Below are 15,561 nucleotides of genomic sequence, written 5' to 3'. Positions count from 1 at the left end.
ACACTATGGGCAACCTCGCAAAAACCACCGCCGGCGGCCGAGTCCTCGGAGACGCCGCCTACAGCGACCAGATGTTCCCCGCGCTCCGCCTGGCGCGTTCCACCCGGTTCGTGCGCCGCCTCGGCCGCATGCTGCTGGTGACGCTGTTCCTCCTGACCGGCGCGATGCTGTTCGTGCCGTGGCAGCAGTCGATACGCGGCGCCGGCGAAGTCATCGCCTTCGACCCCTTCGAACGGCCCCAGCCGGTGCAGGCGCCGATCAAGGGCCGTATCGCCGAGCGCGGCGAGGGAGTCCAGGAGAACGCCTACGTCGAGAAAGGCGAGCTCCTGTTCCGCATCGAGGACCAGGACCCGCTCTACCTCAGCCGGCTCGAGCAGCAGGTCAGCAACGCCGAGGCCGAGATCAAGGTGGCCGAGGAGCGGCTCGGCCGCGCCCGCGGCCTGCGCGACAACAACCTGCGGATCGTCGAGGTCACGACCGAGGAGCTCGAGGCCCTCCGCTCCGCCCGGGACGAGCTCGTGCAGGCGTACGACCGGTTTGTGAACCAAGCCGAGAACAAGCTGTCGGCCGAGCGGAACAAACTGATCGCCGCCCAGGCCAAGCTCTCGCAGGTCGAGGCCGACTTCAACCGCAAGAACGCGCTGTTCCAGGAGGGGATCGAGTCGCAGCTCAAGCAGCAGGAGGCCGAGCAGAAGTTCCGCGACGCCGAGGCCTACGTCAGCGTCGCGAGGAACGAGGTCGAGAACGCCGGCAACGGCGTGGAGGGCAAGAAAAACGAGCGAGAGGCGAAGCGGCAGGAGTGGGAGGCCAAGGTCAACAAGGTGCAGTCGCAGCTCGAGAAGGCCCGCGCGGAGGTGGCCAAGGCCGAGATCGACATCAACAAGACCTCCGAGGAGATCAACCAGAAGCGGTCCAAGCTGATCGACCAGCAGCGGAAGGTCGCCGTGCAGCAGACGCAGGAGGTGGTCGCCCCCCGTGACGGCTACATCATGGACCTGGCGGTGTTCGACACCTCGTCGATTGTGAAGCCGGGCGACCAGCTCTGCCGCATCGTGCCGAAGACCGAGCAGCCCGCCGTGCAGATCTGGGTGGCCGGCAACGACGCGCCGCTCATCACGCCGGGGCGGGAAGTACGGCTGCAGTTCGAGGGCTGGCCCGCGGTGCAGTTCTCGGGCTGGCCGTCGGTCGCGGTTGGCACGTTCGGCGGCAAGGTCGCGTTGGTCGACCCGACCGATGACGGCGCCGGCAAATTCCGCATCGTGGTCGTCCCCGACGACGATCTCGAGTCGTGGCCTGATCACCCCTACCTGCGGCAGGGCGTCCGCGCGAACGCATGGGTGCTGCTCGACCAGGTGCCGCTCGGCTACGAGGTGTGGCGGCGGATGAACGGTTTCCCGCCGTCGCTCAAGTCGAAGCAAGACGCCGAGAAGCCTAAGGCGCCTAAAATCAAAATCTAGCCGGCTCGGTCGCTTCTCTCAGTTCGCTGGTAAAGTTTGCGGCCCCGTCCGCTGCGCCCCACCCTGCGGGTCGGGTCGTTCCGATAAGACGAGTCGTGCGGAATGTTCCGCGGCTGCAGGCAAGCATTGGCGAATGGGAGTCGGAAACATTGACAAGGAGCGTCCCCCACCTGCTGCTGGCGATGATGCTGCTGACCGCGGCCGGCGGCTGCCGTAGCGGGCGGGCGCCATTCGTCGCGCACCTGCCGCCCGCCGACAACGCTAGCAGTGGCAAGGCGGCGTCCGAAATATCGCTAGCCGCGTATCAGCAGCCACCAGCCGGCACAACACAGCAGCAGTCCGCCGTCCAACAAGTCACGCCGACTCAGATTCCCCAAACGCCCGCGCCGGCGACGCCAGCCACCCAGGCAGTGGCCCCCGAGGTAATCGACGCCGAGCCCCTGCCGGAGTTGCCGCCCAGCCCCGCGAAGGCGCCCGATGTGCTCGAGGTGATTGGGTCGGTGCGTTCCTATTTCCCGCTCGTCCGCCAGGCCGAGGCTAGCCGCGTCGTCGCCTCCGGCGAGCAACTCGCGGCGTGGGGAGCGTTTGACCACAAACTGGACGGCTACACCAACGTTCAACCAATGGACTACTACGAGAACCATTGGAACAAGTGGGGGCTCAAGCGTGACACCATGTGGGGCGGGCAGGTCGGCGCCGGCTACCGCCTCGGCAGGGGTTCGTTCGAGCCCTGGTACAAGGAACGCGAGACCAACGACCTGGGCGAATTCAGCCTGTCGCTGGTCGCCCCGATCGGCCGTGACCGGGCGATCGACGCCAACCGCGCCGAGCTGTGGCGGGCCCAGCTCGAGACCAACCGCGTCGAGCCCTTCATCCGCTCGCAGCTGATCGTCTCGGTCCGCGACGGCGTGCAGGCCTACTGGGAGTGGGTCGCAGCCGTCGAGAGCCTCCGGATCGCCGCCGACGTGCTGCAGTTCGGTCTGGACCGCGCCGAATACCTCCAGAAGCAGGTCGAGCAGGGCGAGAAGGCCGAGATCGACATCACCGACAACCGCCGCATTATTCTGTCGAGGCAGTCGAAGCTGACCGCCGCGCAGCAGAAGGCGACCCAGGCGGCGGTCAAGCTCTCGCTCTACCTCCGCGACAACTCCGGCCAGCCGGTGGTGGTCGCGTCTGACCCAAGCGCCGCAGCGGGCTTCCCCGAGCTCGCGACGCTGGACGAGGCCGCGTTTGGAGCGGACATCCAGCTGGCCCAGGCCAACCGGCCCGAGCTGGCCGAGCTCGCCATTGTCCGGCGGCAGCTGGCGGTCGCTTTGAGACAGGCGAGCAACGAAACCCGCGTCGACATCGACGCCGGCGTCTACGTGGCTCAGGACATCGGGGCGGCCACCAAGGACAACGACAAGTCGCAGACCGAGCTAGAAGCGACCCTCATGGTTTCGGTGCCGTTGCAGCGGCGCAAGGCGTTCGGCAAGGTCCGCCAGCTGCGGGGCAAGCTGGCCCAGGTGCAGGCGAAGACCCAGTACGCCGCCGACAAGATCGCCGCCGAGGTGCAGCTCGCCCGGGCGGCGCTCACCGCCAGCCGGGAACGCGTCGACCAGAACACCGAGGGGCTGCGGCTTGCCCAGCGGATGCAAGAAGCCGAGCAACGGCTCTACGAAGAGGGCCAGAGCACGCTGTTCAATCTCAACCTGCGAGAGCAGCAACGGGCCGAGGCCGCCGGTGAACTCGTCGGCTCGAAGCGGGACTTCTTTGCCGCCCTGGCCGAGTACACCGCGGCGCTGGGCCTCGACGGCGCCGACCTGGAATCGGTCTACTTCGGCGACCCACTGGCCGAGTAGAGCGGCCTACGACCTCGGCATTCTTGCCGGATTGTGGTCGAAAGTAGGCCAGCGTGTCGGTTCTAATAGAGGAGCCGGGGAGATCCAGGCCAAACCAGACGCGACCGAGAAAAGGCTCTGGGCCTGTCTCATCAACGGCAGTGACCGGCGGCCGCGGGTTCGCTAACGACTTGTGTCCGGTTTTGTCCCTCGAAACGAGCACAAACGGACAAAAGTCGTCGATCGGCGGCCAGATTTAAACCTGCAAACCAATCACCACAAACGACTTACAGCAAGCGGCAGCCGCCATCGGGCCCGACTTTTGTCCCTATGAATCGATGGGTTAGATAGGGACAAAAGTCGCGCCCTTATAGCCGGTTCCTGCTAGCGAACAAGCACTCTCCCCGCGGATTAGCGGGGACGCAGCAGCTCGGCAGCGCCCTGGTCGAGCAGGCGGGTCGCGACCGCCGTGCCGAGGTCGACCGCCGCGTAGGTAGGCGCCTGGTCCTCGACCCACACGTGTTGCGAGCCGTCATCGCTCAGCACGATCGCGCGGAGCGAGAGCTGCTCGCCGTCGACGCGGGCGTGGGCGCCCATCGCCGCCAGGCAGCCCCCCTCGAGCTTGCGGAGCGCGGTCCGCTCGGCCGTGATCGCCGCCCGGGCGGCAGCGTCCTCCAACGGGCGGAGGGCGGCGAGGGTTGGCTGGTCGTCGGCGCGGCACTCGATGGCGAGGGCGCCCTGGGCCGGCGCCGGAGTCATGATCTCAATCGGGAGGAGCTGCGAAATGCGGTCCTCGAGACCCAACCGACGCAGGCCGGCGGCCGCCAGCAGGATGGCGTCGAAGTCACCGGCGTCGAGCTTGGCGAGCCGCGTGTCGACGTTGCCGCGGATGCCGCTGACCTTGAGGTCGGGCCGCGCGGCGAGCAGCTGCGACCGGCGGCGGGCGCTGCCGGTGCCGACGTGGGCTCCGTGGGGGAGATCGGCCAGCGTTGTAGGAGCAGGGGCGAGGGCAGCCGGGGCCACCAGCGCGTCGTGGTGGTCTTCGCGAATCGGCACCGCGGCCACAGCCAGGCCGTCGACCTTCTCGGTCGGCAGGTCCTTCATGCTGTGCACGGCGAGGTCGATCTGGCAGTCGAGCAACGCCCGCTGCAGCTCCTTGGTGAACACGCCCTGGGCGCCGATGGCGGCGATGGGGCCCGACTGCTGGGCGTCGCCCTGGGTGCGGAGCAGCACGATCTCGACCTTGGCGCCGAGCTCACGCAGCCGCCCGGCGATGTGCTCGGCCTGCCAGCGGGCCAGCTTGCTGGCGCGGGTGCCGAGTCGCAAGGGGCGAGCGGAGTGCTCCGTCATGTTGGGTCAACTTGGTTATTCGTCAGAAGAGGGAGGTGCTTCCAGCGGGGGGGCCGCTGCCCCGCCCTTCGCCTGCCGGCTCACCGCGGCGGTCAGCTGCTGCGGCGGCACCACGACGCCGCAGCTTATCACAAACTGGAACGCCTGGTCGATGGACAAGTTGAGGTCGACGGTCTCGCTCTTCTTAACCGTGATGGTGAAGCCGGTGAACGGCATTGGCGAGGTCGGGATCAGCACGGACATCACCGGCTCGTTGGCGGCGCTTTCGATGTCGAGCATGCTCTCGCCGGTCACGAACGCGACAGTCCAAATCCCCTTGCGGGGGTACTCGACCGCCACCACACGGGTGAACTCGAGGTCGGGGTCGGTGAACAAGAAGTCGGTCACCTGCTTGACCGACGAGTACACGTTGCGAACCACCGGCAGGCGGTGGATGAGGGTCTCGAATTGGAGCCAGAAGAACCGCCCAATGCCGGCCGCCAGGAACTTGCCCAGCAGGTAAACCACGAGGATGAACAACGCGCCGAAGAACGGCAGCACGTACTCAGGCCGCAGGGTCTTGTCGTCGTGGTAGACGGAGTAGACCTCGACCGCCGACGGCGGCATCGCCTTGCCGTCGCGGAGGTCCTCGACGTGGTCGTAAACCTCCTGCGGGACGTACTTCCCGTCGCCGGTGCGTTTGTAGTTCTTCTCGAGCCCCGAGGCCGTGCTCTTGTCCCGCTTGGCGGGGTCGTCGGTCTGGTCCTCGGTGAGCGGGAACGCCGACTCCGGGAAGCTGCCGGCGGTGCGGATGTCGGAGCCGTACTCCAGCAGCACCCAGCGGGTCCCGTCTTCCAACGGGGTCAGGATGTACTTGTTAACCGTCGCGCCGACCCACAAGAAGATGACGATCGTCAGCAGCGGGGGCAGCAGGATGCCAAAACCACGCAGCACCGCGCGACGGAACGGGTCCATCGGGCGCTTCTCGGGCGGCGCAGGGGAGACGTGCGGGTGGCTCATCGGCTCTCGTGGTGGGCCCGTGGTGGGCGTGCCGGTGCGGCGGGGTGGGCGGCGCGGCAAACGGGGCGACCGCGCATGGCTGTATTGTTCCCAATCGGCGCGGATCGGCAACCGCCCTCAGCAAACTCTCCTTGGACAGGCGTATCCGGACAACCCTGCCCTTCACAAGCTCCTGGCCGCTGCGACCGCCACAACCGAAGCAGCCCCTGCTTCCCGCAACGCCCGGGCGGCCTCGCTGGCGGTGGCGCCAGTCGTCAGGACGTCGTCGACCAGCAGCACCCTGGCGCCTTCAACAACAACCCGCCGCCGCACGCCGAGCGCGCCCCGCACGTTCCGGCGGCGGTCGGTCTGCGAGAGGTCGGCCTGCTTCTGCGCGGCGCGCCTCCACGCGAGCAGCCGGGGCCGGAAAGCGATCCCGAGCCGCCGGGCGAGCGCGTCGGCCATCACCTCGGCCGAGTTGTGCCGCCGGACCAGCCGGCGGCGCCAGTGCATCGGGACGCAGGTCACCAGGTCGGCCCCGGCGGCGTCGACCTGCTGCAGGCGGCGGGCGGCCATCCGGCCAAGCAGCGCCGACTGAGCCTCGCCGGTCGGCTGCTTGGCCGACAGGACCAGCCGCCGCAGCAGCCCGTCGTACACGCCAACGGCCACGGCGCGGTCGAACCGCATGGCGTCCCCCCGGCAGTGCAAGCAGCGGCCGTCGTCGGACTCGAGCGCGACGGGCGCGCCGCACTTCGGGCAGGCCGGGTCGGCAATCGCCGAGAGCTCGCCCCAGCAGCCGCAACAGAAGTCGCGGTCGGTATCGGGCAACGCCGCGCCGCACCCGCCGCAGCAGCGCGGGAACAGAACGTCCTGCACGCCCCGGCCGAGCAGGTCGATCAGCGTTGCCAGCGGGAAGAGGTTCATGGGAAGTCACGACGCCGGGAGGGGACGCCCTCTATGCTAGCATGCCGAACAGGCGTTGACCCCCTTTCCCCCGCCGGCGTACAGTCCCGGCGATTCCCCCAGCACCCGCTCCCCCAGTCCCAGTCCCCGCGTCGCCATGCTCCGCAAGATCGACCGCTACCTGCTGAAGCAGTACCTGCAGGTGTTTTTCATCTGCTACGTCAGCTTCACCGGGCTGTTTATCGTGATCGACGCCTTCGGCCACCTCGACCACTTCGTCGACCACGCGCAGAAGTCGGGCGAGGGGCTGTTCCAGACGCTGGTCGGGTTCTACTCGTACCGTTCGCTGATGATCTTCGACATGCTGTGCGGCACGCTGGCGTTGGTGTCGGCGATGTTCACCGTCACCTGGATCCAGCGGCACAACGAGATGACCGCCCTGTTGGCGGCCGGCGTCCCGCGGCTGCGGGTGCTGCGGCCGATCATCCTGGCGGCGCTCTCCGTCAGCGTCATCGCGGTCGCGTTCCGCGAGACCGTGATCCCGAGCATCCGCCACGAGCTGGCCATGGACTTCCGCAACCTGTCGGGGGACCAGGCGCTGCCGCTGCAACCGCGCTACGACAGCCAGACCGACATCCGCCTGGGCGGCGAGGCGGTGGTGGTCAGCACCCACTCGATCCGCAACGCCAACTTCCTGCTGCCGCAGCCGCTCGAGAAGCACGGCAAGCAGCTGGCCGCCGCCGAGGCGGTCTACCTGCCCGAAGAGGGCCAGCGGCCGAGCGGCTACCTGCTGAAAGAGGTCAGCTCCCCGGCGGCGTTGCTGCAGCGGCCCTCGCTGCGGCTGGCCAACGGCGACCTGGCAGTCGTCACCCCGCCCGACGCGCCCTGGCTCGAAGCAGATCAGGTGTTTGTGGTGAGCGGCGTGTCGTTCGAGCTGCTGACCGGCGGCAGCTCTTGGAAAGACCACGCGTCGACCGCCGAGCTGGTCCACGAGCTGGCCAACCCGAGCGTCGAGCTCGGCGCTGGCGTGCGGGTCGCCCTGCACCAGCGGCTTCTCAATCCGTTCAAGGACGCCACCCTGCTGTTCCTCGGGCTGCCGCTGGTGGTATCGGGGGCCAACCGCAACCCGTTTATCGCGATCGGCATGTGCGTGGGCGTCACGACCCTGTTCTTCCTCGTCACGCTCGGCGCGCAGTCGCTCGGGGCGGGCGGCTGGATCAGGCCGGCGTTGGCCGCCTGGGCGCCGCTGCTGGTGTTCGTGCCGGTGGCCGCCGCGCTCAGCGACCCGTTGCGGCGGTAACGGCCGAGGCCGCCTTGCGGGTGATATCGTCCCAGCGTCCTTCGGCGACGTCCTCCCGCGTGGCGATCCACGAACCACCGACCGCAACCACCCCCGGCACCGCGTGGTAGGCGGCCAGGTCGGCCTCGGCCACGCCGCCGGTGGGGCAATACTCGATGCCAAGATGGGCGTACGGCGCCGTCATCGCCTTGAGCGCCGGCGGGCCGCCGAGGACGGCGGCCGGGAAAAACTTGAGTCGCCTGCAGCCCCAGCCGATGGCTCGCTCGATGTCGGTCGGCGTCGCGACGCCCGGCATGAACGGGACGCTGCGTTCCTGGAATACTTTGAAGACTTCTTCGTTGCCGCCCGGAGCGACGGCGCCCTGGGCCCCGGCCTCGATCGCCTCGACCGCCTGGTCAGGCGTCAGGACGGTGCCAGCCAGCACCAGCACGTCGGGCGCCTCGCGGCGGATCGCGCGGATCGCGTCGGCCGCCGCCGCGGTGCGGAACGTCACCTCGACCACCGGCAGCCCGCCGGCGGCGAGCGCCTTCGCGAGCGCCGGTGCGCGGGCGGCGTCGTCGATCACGGCGACCGGGATGACGGGCGGGAGGTTGAGTGGGGAGTCGCTCATCGGGGCACGCCTCGGGGAGGGATAGTGTTTAACGATCAACGCGGGCACCGCCGCCGCGGGCCAGCTTGTCGACCTCCGCCACGCGGGCGGTCGAGGTGTCGCCTGGTGTGGTCATCGCCAGGGCTCCGTGGGCGGCGCCGTACTCGACCGCCAGCTGCGGGTCGGCGAGCTCAAGCAGGCCGTAGATGAAGCCCGACGCGAAGCTGTCGCCGCCGCCGACGCGGTCGAGGATCTCGAGGTCGGGGCGGTTGGTCGCCTCATAGAACTCGCCGTCGACCCACGCCAACGCGCCCCAATCGTTGCGGGTCGCGGTCTTGACCGAGCGGAGCGTGGTGCCGGTGGCCTTGAGGTTGGGGAACTGCTTGACGGCGGTCTCGATCATGCTGCGGAAGGAGTCGATCGGGAGCTGCTCCAGGTTCTCGTCGACCCCTTCGATCTCGAGCCCCAGGCACGCCGAGAAGTCTTCCTCGTTGCCGAGCATCACATCGACGTGCTTGGCGATCTCGCGGTTGACCTCCTGGGCCTTCGCTTGGCCGCCGATCGACTTCCACAGCGAGGGGCGGTAATTGAGGTCATACGACACCAGCGCCCCGTGCTTCTGAGCAGCGGTGGTGGCCTCGATGACAACCTCGGGCGTGGTTTCGGAGAGTGCAGCGAAGATGCCGCCGGTGTGCAACCAGCGGGCGCCCTGCCGGCCAAAGAGGTCGTCCCAGTCGACGTCCCCCGCCTTGAGCTGAGAAGCAGCCGTGTGGCCGCGGTCCGAACACCCAATGGCGCCGCGAACCCCAAATCCACGCTCAGTAAAGTTCAGGCCATTCCGCACGGTGCGGCCGATGCCGTCGGAGTCACGCCACACCACGTGCGACATATCGACCCCGCCCTGCAAGATTAGGTCTTCGAGCAGCAGCCCGACTTCGTCTCGCACAAACGCGGAAACGAGCCCCGCCCGCAGGCCGAAGCACCGCCGCAGACCGCGGGCGACGTTGTACTCGCCGCCCCCTTCCCAGGCGTCGAAGCGTCGGGCGGTGCGCACGCGGCCCTCGCCCGGGTCGAGGCGCAGCATCACTTCACCGAGGGAAACAATATCGTAGCGGCACTTGTCCGCCGGCAGGGTATTGAGCGCAGGCATCAGACGCCAGTTGAGAGTAGAGGGGGCAACAACCTCCCCCAATCTAGGCGTTTTGCATCGCCGCGCTAATAGGCCGCCGTTGGGCTAGACGGCGACGCCGGCCGGCTTCAGCGGCAGGTTGAGCGTGAACGTGGCGCCCTTCCCAACCCCGTCGCTGGTGACGGTGAGCGCCCCGTCCATCTCGGTGGCCGAGTTGGCGCAGCTGTGCAGCCCGAAGCCGTGCCCCGACTTCTTGGTGGTGAAGCCGTGCGAGAAGATGCGGGTCAGGTTCTCTTGAGAGATTCCCTGCCCGGTGTCCTTGACCTGCAGCACCAGCCGGCCGTCCTCGGTTGCCGAGCGGAGGATGAGCCGCTTGGGCTGCCCCTCTTTCTCGACCAGCGACTCCTTGGCGTTCTTGACGAGGTTGATCACGATCTGCAGCACCCGCTGCCGGTCGAGCAGGACGTCGGGAACCTCGTCCAGCTCGCGAACCACCTCGATGCCGTGCCGCCCGAAAGACGCCGAGTTGAGCCTCACCGCGTCGTCCATGATGGCGTTGACGTCGGTCGTCTCGACGTGGCCGCCGGAGTTGGCGTACGACTGCTGCGTCGAGACGATCGTCTTGATGTGCTCGATGTTCGAGATCAGCGACCGGGCCTCGTCTAGCAGCGACTGCTCGTCGGTCACCAAGTGGTCGGTCAGCACCCGCAGGAAGCGGGGCACCTGCTTGCCCTTCTCGTCCCGCGTGACAAACTCGCCAAGGTCGCGTTGGTGCTCGTCGATGAGGTCGATCACCTTGGACAGCTGCGCCACCTTCGACGAGCCGAGCTGGTTTGTGATCATGGTCGCCGACACATTGACGCTGTTGAGCACGTTGCCGACGTTGTGCAGCACGCCGGTCGCCACCTCGGCCATGCCGGCCCGGCGAGCAGACTCGACCAGCTCGCGGTGGACCTGCTCGAGTTTCTCCTCCGTTTTCTTCCTCTCGACGATCTCCTTGTTGAGCTCGCCGTTGGTCTCGGAGAGCTGGTGCGTGCGTTGGGCGACGCGGGCCTCGAGTTCGCCGTGGGCTTTGGAGAGCGCCTCGTTGCTGGCCTCGATCTCGTCGAGCATGTGGTTGAACGCTGTGCACAGGTCGCCGAGCTCGTCGTTGCCCGGCCGGGAGACCCGGATCGAGTAGTCGTTGTTCTCTGAGACGCGGTGGGCCGCGGCGGTCAGGCCCTGGATCGGTCCCGAGATGACGCCCTGCAATCGAGAGGCTAGCAGGTAGGCCGCCGCGAACGACACCAGCAGCACTACCGCCACGATGTAGGAGTAGTGCAGCAGCTGTTGGTTCAGCACGTTGAGGTCGCCCCGCACGACGATCACGCCGACGGGGTCGCCGTCTTCGGTGATCTCGGTGGTGACCACCATCTGGCCGTCGTGGTTGTGGAGGGTGCCGATCTCGTCGGCCAGCGGGCCTTCCTCCCGGCCGGCCGGGTAGGTGGCGAAAACCTGACCATCGGCTTCAAAGAGCGCGGCGCTGGTCACCATCGGCTGCATCTCCAGCGACCCGAGCAGCTGCTCGGCGGACTCGGCGTCCATGAACTTGAGGGCGGCGGTGGTGTTGGCGCCGAGCACCTGGGACAACGCGGAGAGCTGCTGGGCCATGTCCTCCTTGATCAGCCTGGCGTCGTTCGCGACGAAGGCCGTGCACGCCACCGACATCGCCGTCGCGACCGCCAGCATGGTCAGCAGCATCAACTTGGTTCGGATTGACATGTCGGACAAAGGACGCATCGGATTCTCGCCGTTCTACTTGCTGGCCTGGCCCGCGGTGACAATCTTAGCTAGAGACAGAAGCTTAGAGCTCACCTTGAGGTTCTTCTCATCCACGACGTCCATGTTGAACGCGAAACGAACCCGGTTTCCCTCCAGGTAGAACTCTGCCGCCCCCCCCCGATCGACGAACCCCTCGGTCTCGCCGACCAGCATCACCGGTTGTTCGGAGACGGCCGCGAAGAGTGGCGCCAGCCCGTCTGCCGTCACCGTGTCAGGGACGAACAACAGGTGGCAATGCAGCGACTCGGCGGGGTCGGAGATCCGACGCACCTCGATTGAGCGGTTGTTGACCTTCTTGGTGGCGGCGATCTTGTCGAGCACCTCACCGAACGGGTCCGACTTGTAGACGCCCACGACCAGCGGCCCGTTGGCGTCCGCCGACGAAGGCCACTCGGTGTACGTGAGGAAGTGGTAGAGAAAGGCCGCCTTGATGGTGTACTCGCGGTTGATGACGACCGCGGGGGCCGTCGCCTGGGCGGTTGCCCGCTCGGCCCCGCCAAGCACGACAGCCGCAACCAACACCGAGCCAACCAGCGGACGCAGGCAGGCGCCGATCCGAACGCTGCCGGCCCGGCATTTCTGGTGCGTGTTCTTGGATGCGTGGGCGGTCAATTCCATCTTCGTCGCGTGGGCCTACCGTCGTTTCACCTGGCGTCGGACGACGCCGCTGGGAATGAACTGTAGCGCACGCCCGACACTATGCTGTTCGGGCACGGCTGAGGCGTCCATTCTACTGGCTGCTGCCTGGGTAAGATCGGGATCGTCCTTTGGGGTGTTGTCTCTCGCTCGTAGATTCGTATCGGGGAACCGTCTGCGGCAACTACGCGGGGCTAGCCCCCTACCCCTGCCTTCTCCCGCATAGTCGCGACGGTTGCGTTGATCTTCTTGAAGGAATCTAGGGTGGCGCGGGCGGTGGTTAGGGTTTCGGCCATCTCGCCCTGGGGCGAGGCGGCCTCGACCTGCTGTGCGGCCGCTGTCCACGCCGCGGCGGGCACGCCCTCGGGAGTGGCCGCCTCGTCAAGGCTCTGGTAGGCGCGGGTGAGCACCTCGATGGCGTGGAAAGAGCTCTCGATGTGCTCGGCGATCTTGCCGTACTCGCTGCACATGCGTTCGGTGGAACTCCCTAGCGCGTCAAGCAGCTGCTCGCGTTCGCCGAGCGCCTCCCTCAGCTGGGCGAGGCTCTTGCGGGTCTCGCGGCCGAGGCTCCACTTCTTCGTCAGGGCGAGCGCCAGCTGGCTCACCTCGGCGCCGTCGAAGGGCTTGCGCAATAGGAGCCATTGGTCGTCTTTGGGGAGCTCGTCGACGAGCTCGTTCCAGCTGTGGTCGGAGTACGCCGAGCAGATCACTACCTGAAGTTCCTCGTCGACCTCCCACATGCGTTTGATGGTCTCGAGCCCGTCCCAGCCGGGCGGCATCCGCATGTCGACAAAGGCCATCGCGAACCGGCGGTTATCTTCCACCGATTTTTCGACAATCGCCAGCGCCTCTTGCCCCTGGTAGGCAGAGGTGGTCTCGAACCCGATTGCCGGTCCGCGGCTCGGGGCCGCGTCCTCAAACAACAACGACCCCAGCTCGTCGAGCTCGCCGCTGTCGCGGGCGGGCACGAGGATCTTGTTGTAGTCGTCGTGGATCGCGTGGTTGTCGTCGATCAGCAGCACGCGCCGGTTTTCGTCGGTCGGCGTCGTCAGAGATTGATCTTCCGAGTGTGGATCGCTGACATCTTGCATGGTCTGATTACCTTTCATCCGTTTGTAAGCCGTCCTCCCGCCCGGTCGGCGGTGGCCCTTCCGTCGGGCGGCCATTCGCCTTGACCGGACAATGCTAGAACAACATCGGCGCCCCTTAGTGCAAGCAACGGCATCCCACCAACTTCTCGGCTTCGGCTTATACGCAGCGGCCGCGGCGACCTCCAAGCGGCGCCCGCAGTTGGGGGGCGGCTTCCCTTGGCGTCCCCCCGCCAGAAATGGAGCCCCCACGCCGACAAACACGGCACGACCGTTGGGAACGATTGACCGTGTGGCAACTACGGCGACAGCGTCCGCGTAGGGCGCGGCGCCTAGGGCTAAAGTTCAGAAAGCACTACGGCCACCAGCGACTTTGGCGATTGGCCCATTATGGGCCCCAGACGCCGCACCGAAACCAACCCAACTATGAATATCGACAACGATAACCGGCGGGTTCTGATTGTCGACGACAACCAGGCGATCCACGACGATATCCGCGCTATCCTCGAAGCGAAGGAAGTCGACGCGGAATTCGACACCCTGGCGGCGTCGCTGCTGAACACCACGCAGCAGCGGATGAGCTTCCAGCGGAAGTACGAGATCGACTCAGCGCTGCAGGGCGAAGAAGGCTTCCAGGCCGTCCAGCGCTCCGTCGCAGAAGGTCGGCCCTACGCGTTGGCGTTTATCGACATGCGGATGCCGCCCGGCTGGGATGGACTCCGCACGATCGTCGAGTGCCGCAAGGTTGATCCGCAGTTGCAGGTCGTGATCTGCACGGCGTACTCCGACTACTCCTGGCAGAACATCCTGGAAGAAGTCGGGGCGGGCGACTGGCTGCTGATCCTGAAGAAGCCGTTTGACGTGGTCGAGGTGCAGCAGCTGGCCTGCTCGCTCACCGAGAAGTGGAACCTAGCCGGACTCGCGCACGCCCACACCAGGGTGCTCGAGGACAGTATCCGCGCCCGCTCTGAGCAGCTGCAGGAAGCCAACACCCGCCTGCAGGACCAGGTCGAGTCGCTGGCCGAGGCCAACTCGCGTCTGGCCCGCGAGATCGCCGCCCGCCACATGGCGGACCAGCAGATCCGCCACCTGGCGTTCCACGACTCGCTAACCGACCTGCCGAACCGGGTGCTGCTGCTGGAGCGGATCGAGGGCTGCATCGAGCGGAGCAAGCGGAACCCCGATCACAAGTTCGCCATCCTCTATTGCGACCTCGACAATTTTAAGCTGATCAACGACAGCCTGGGCCACAGGATCGGCGATCAGTTCCTGGTGCAGACTTCACGGAGACTCAGCAACACGCTCCGCGGGGCCGCGGTTGGGGTCCGGGCGGGTTACGACACGGTCGCCCGGCTAGGGGGTGACGAGTTCGTCATCCTGCTGGACGACCTGCCGTCGGCCGGCCACGCGGACGCCGTGGCGGCCCAGGTGCGTGAGGCGATGTCCGGCCCGATGTCGGTCGAGCACAACGAGCTGGTGCTGGGAGTCAGCATCGGTATCGCGGTGAGCAGCGGCGAGTACGACGACCCCGCAGAGATCCTCCGCGACGCCGACACGGCCCTCTACCACGCCAAAGAGGGTGGCAAGGGGCAGGGTGCGGTGTTCGACCAGGCCATGCGCGACCGCGTTACCGAGCGGCTCGACCTCGAGTTTGAGCTCCGACGGGCAATCCGCGACGGAGAGTTCGAGGTCTTCTACCAGCCGATTATTTCGCTGCAGGACAACCGGCTCGCCAAGGCCGAGGCGCTCGTCCGGTGGAACCACCCCACGCGCGGCATGCAGCCGCCGGACCTTTTCATCCCAGTCGCGGAAGAGACCGGCATGATCGAGCAGATCGGCGCGATCGTGCTCGACGAGGCGGCCCGGCAAATCGCCGAGTGGCGCAAGCACGAACCGGCGCTGGCGGACCTTAAGGTGAGCGTCAACCTGTCGCCGCGGCAACTGACGTCGGACCGCATCGTGACGACGGTCGAGAAGACCATCAGCCGCTACCAACTCGATCCGCAGGCGCTGGCGCTCGAGATCACCGAGTCGGGCTCGATGGACAACCTCAATGTCGTGCGTGAGATCACGGCCCGATTCCAGGAATTGGGGGTCGCCGTCCACCTGGACGACTTTGGCACCGGCTACTCTTCGCTGAGCATCCTGCACTCGCTGCCGTTCAGCACGATCAAGCTCGACCGCAGCTTTATCAACAACCTGCTCGAGGAGGTCGAGAGCGCGACGACGATCTGGGCGGTCGTGATGATCGCTCAGGCGGGCAAGCTCGAGGTCGTCGCTGAGGGGATCGAGACCTACCAGCAGCTCGTCAAGATCCGCGACCTCGGCTGCGACTACGGTCAGGGCTACTTCATGTCGAAGCCGCTGCCTGCCGCCGATTTCGAGGCCTTCTGCCGCACCAAACTGGACGATCAGGCGAGGTTTATGCTTCCCTCGCCAGCAGCTCCGTGCGAGGTCTGACGCCACGCGGCAGAACGCCCGAGCCGGCGC

The 15,561-nt window shown here is 67.0% G+C and carries 12 protein-coding genes; 4 read left to right on the top strand and 8 right to left on the bottom strand.

What is annotated here, in order from left to right; genetic code table 11:
• Positions 1–5: 5 nt before the first annotated feature.
• Together Pla123a_RS19085 and Pla123a_RS19080 are read left to right on the top strand one after the other, a co-directional pair.
• A complete protein-coding gene (locus tag Pla123a_RS19085; RefSeq protein WP_146589939.1) occupies positions 6–1,457 on the top strand; it encodes an HlyD family secretion protein in 1,452 nt (483 codons plus the stop codon).
• Between the two features lie 149 nt (positions 1,458–1,606).
• On the top strand, positions 1,607–3,298 hold the full coding sequence (locus tag Pla123a_RS19080; RefSeq protein ID WP_146589937.1) for a TolC family protein: 1,692 nt from the start codon (positions 1,607–1,609) through the stop codon (positions 3,296–3,298).
• 390 nt (positions 3,299–3,688) lie between these two features.
• Here Pla123a_RS19080 and hemC read toward each other — a convergent pair whose 3' ends face one another.
• The 3 genes from hemC to Pla123a_RS19065 all read right to left on the bottom strand — a co-directional run bounded on the left by hemC (position 3,689) and on the right by Pla123a_RS19065 (position 6,529).
• Entirely contained in the window at positions 3,689–4,627 is a 939-nt protein-coding gene (gene hemC, locus Pla123a_RS19075; protein WP_146589935.1) for a hydroxymethylbilane synthase, read from the bottom strand.
• Positions 4,628–4,642: 15 nt separating this feature from the next.
• Positions 4,643–5,626 carry a DUF502 domain-containing protein gene (locus Pla123a_RS19070; RefSeq protein ID WP_146589933.1) on the bottom strand — a complete coding sequence of 328 codons (984 nt, stop codon included), beginning with the start codon at positions 5,624–5,626 and terminating at the stop codon, positions 4,643–4,645.
• A gap of 162 nt (positions 5,627–5,788) precedes the next feature.
• On the bottom strand, positions 5,789–6,529 hold the full coding sequence (locus Pla123a_RS19065) for a ComF family protein (RefSeq protein WP_146589931.1): 741 nt from the start codon (positions 6,527–6,529) through the stop codon (positions 5,789–5,791).
• Positions 6,530–6,665: 136 nt separating this feature from the next.
• On the opposite strand from Pla123a_RS19065, the gene Pla123a_RS19060 reads away from it, so the two are divergent.
• Positions 6,666–7,808, top strand: coding sequence for an LptF/LptG family permease (locus Pla123a_RS19060; RefSeq protein WP_146589929.1), 1,143 nt, complete (start codon positions 6,666–6,668; stop codon positions 7,806–7,808).
• Here Pla123a_RS19060 and eda read toward each other — a convergent pair.
• From eda to Pla123a_RS19035, 5 genes are all read right to left on the bottom strand, one after another.
• The gene (eda, locus tag Pla123a_RS19055; RefSeq protein WP_146589927.1) at positions 7,786–8,418 is read right to left on the bottom strand and encodes a bifunctional 4-hydroxy-2-oxoglutarate aldolase/2-dehydro-3-deoxy-phosphogluconate aldolase; all 633 of its coding nucleotides are present in this window, start codon (positions 8,416–8,418) and stop codon (positions 7,786–7,788) included. The genes Pla123a_RS19060 and eda overlap by 23 nt on opposite strands.
• A 28-nt stretch (positions 8,419–8,446) precedes the next feature.
• A complete protein-coding gene (locus tag Pla123a_RS19050; protein WP_146589925.1) occupies positions 8,447–9,547 on the bottom strand; it encodes a sugar kinase in 1,101 nt (366 codons plus the stop codon).
• A gap of 84 nt (positions 9,548–9,631) precedes the next feature.
• Positions 9,632–11,287 (bottom strand): ATP-binding protein, encoded by a 1,656-nt coding sequence (locus tag Pla123a_RS19045; RefSeq protein WP_197528113.1) that lies wholly within the window; start codon positions 11,285–11,287, stop codon positions 9,632–9,634.
• A gap of 33 nt (positions 11,288–11,320) precedes the next feature.
• Positions 11,321–11,965 carry a YfiR family protein gene (locus Pla123a_RS19040; RefSeq protein ID WP_146589921.1) on the bottom strand — a complete coding sequence of 215 codons (645 nt, stop codon included), beginning with the start codon at positions 11,963–11,965 and terminating at the stop codon, positions 11,321–11,323.
• 212 nt (positions 11,966–12,177) lie between these two features.
• Complete coding sequence (locus tag Pla123a_RS19035; protein WP_197528112.1) at positions 12,178–13,074, bottom strand: response regulator; 897 nt, start codon at positions 13,072–13,074, stop codon at positions 12,178–12,180.
• Between the two features lie 423 nt (positions 13,075–13,497).
• Here Pla123a_RS19035 and Pla123a_RS19030 point away from each other — a divergent pair, with 423 nt between their 5' ends.
• Complete coding sequence (locus Pla123a_RS19030; RefSeq protein ID WP_197528111.1) at positions 13,498–15,531, top strand: GGDEF/EAL domain-containing response regulator; 2,034 nt, start codon at positions 13,498–13,500, stop codon at positions 15,529–15,531.
• The last annotated feature ends 30 nt before the right edge of the window (positions 15,532–15,561 follow it).

Origin of the sequence: Posidoniimonas polymericola, assembly GCF_007859935.1 — a bacterium.
Classification (GTDB): Bacteria; Planctomycetota; Planctomycetia; order Pirellulales; family Lacipirellulaceae; genus Posidoniimonas; species Posidoniimonas polymericola.
Note: the sequence above shows the minus strand (reverse complement) of the source record. Positions and strands in the feature narration are given on the sequence as shown.

Excerpts from the sequence above, each read along its gene's own strand:
- Pla123a_RS19085 (WP_146589939.1), top strand. The coding sequence starts at position 6 with ATGGGCAACCTCGCAAAAACCACCGCCGGCGGCCGAGTCCTCGGAGAC.
- hemC (WP_146589935.1), bottom strand. The coding sequence starts at position 4,627 with ATGACGGAGCACTCCGCTCGCCCCTTGCGACTCGGCACCCGCGCCAGC.
- Pla123a_RS19070 (WP_146589933.1), bottom strand. The coding sequence starts at position 5,626 with ATGAGCCACCCGCACGTCTCCCCTGCGCCGCCCGAGAAGCGCCCGATG.
- Pla123a_RS19065 (WP_146589931.1), bottom strand. The coding sequence starts at position 6,529 with ATGAACCTCTTCCCGCTGGCAACGCTGATCGACCTGCTCGGCCGGGGC.
- Pla123a_RS19060 (WP_146589929.1), top strand. The coding sequence starts at position 6,666 with ATGCTCCGCAAGATCGACCGCTACCTGCTGAAGCAGTACCTGCAGGTG.
- eda (WP_146589927.1), bottom strand. The coding sequence starts at position 8,418 with ATGAGCGACTCCCCACTCAACCTCCCGCCCGTCATCCCGGTCGCCGTG.
- Pla123a_RS19050 (WP_146589925.1), bottom strand. The coding sequence starts at position 9,547 with ATGCCTGCGCTCAATACCCTGCCGGCGGACAAGTGCCGCTACGATATT.
- Pla123a_RS19045 (WP_197528113.1), bottom strand. The coding sequence starts at position 11,287 with ATGTCAATCCGAACCAAGTTGATGCTGCTGACCATGCTGGCGGTCGCG.
- Pla123a_RS19040 (WP_146589921.1), bottom strand. The coding sequence starts at position 11,965 with ATGGAATTGACCGCCCACGCATCCAAGAACACGCACCAGAAATGCCGG.
- Pla123a_RS19035 (WP_197528112.1), bottom strand. The coding sequence starts at position 13,074 with ATGCAAGATGTCAGCGATCCACACTCGGAAGATCAATCTCTGACGACG.
- Pla123a_RS19030 (WP_197528111.1), top strand. The coding sequence starts at position 13,498 with ATGAATATCGACAACGATAACCGGCGGGTTCTGATTGTCGACGACAAC.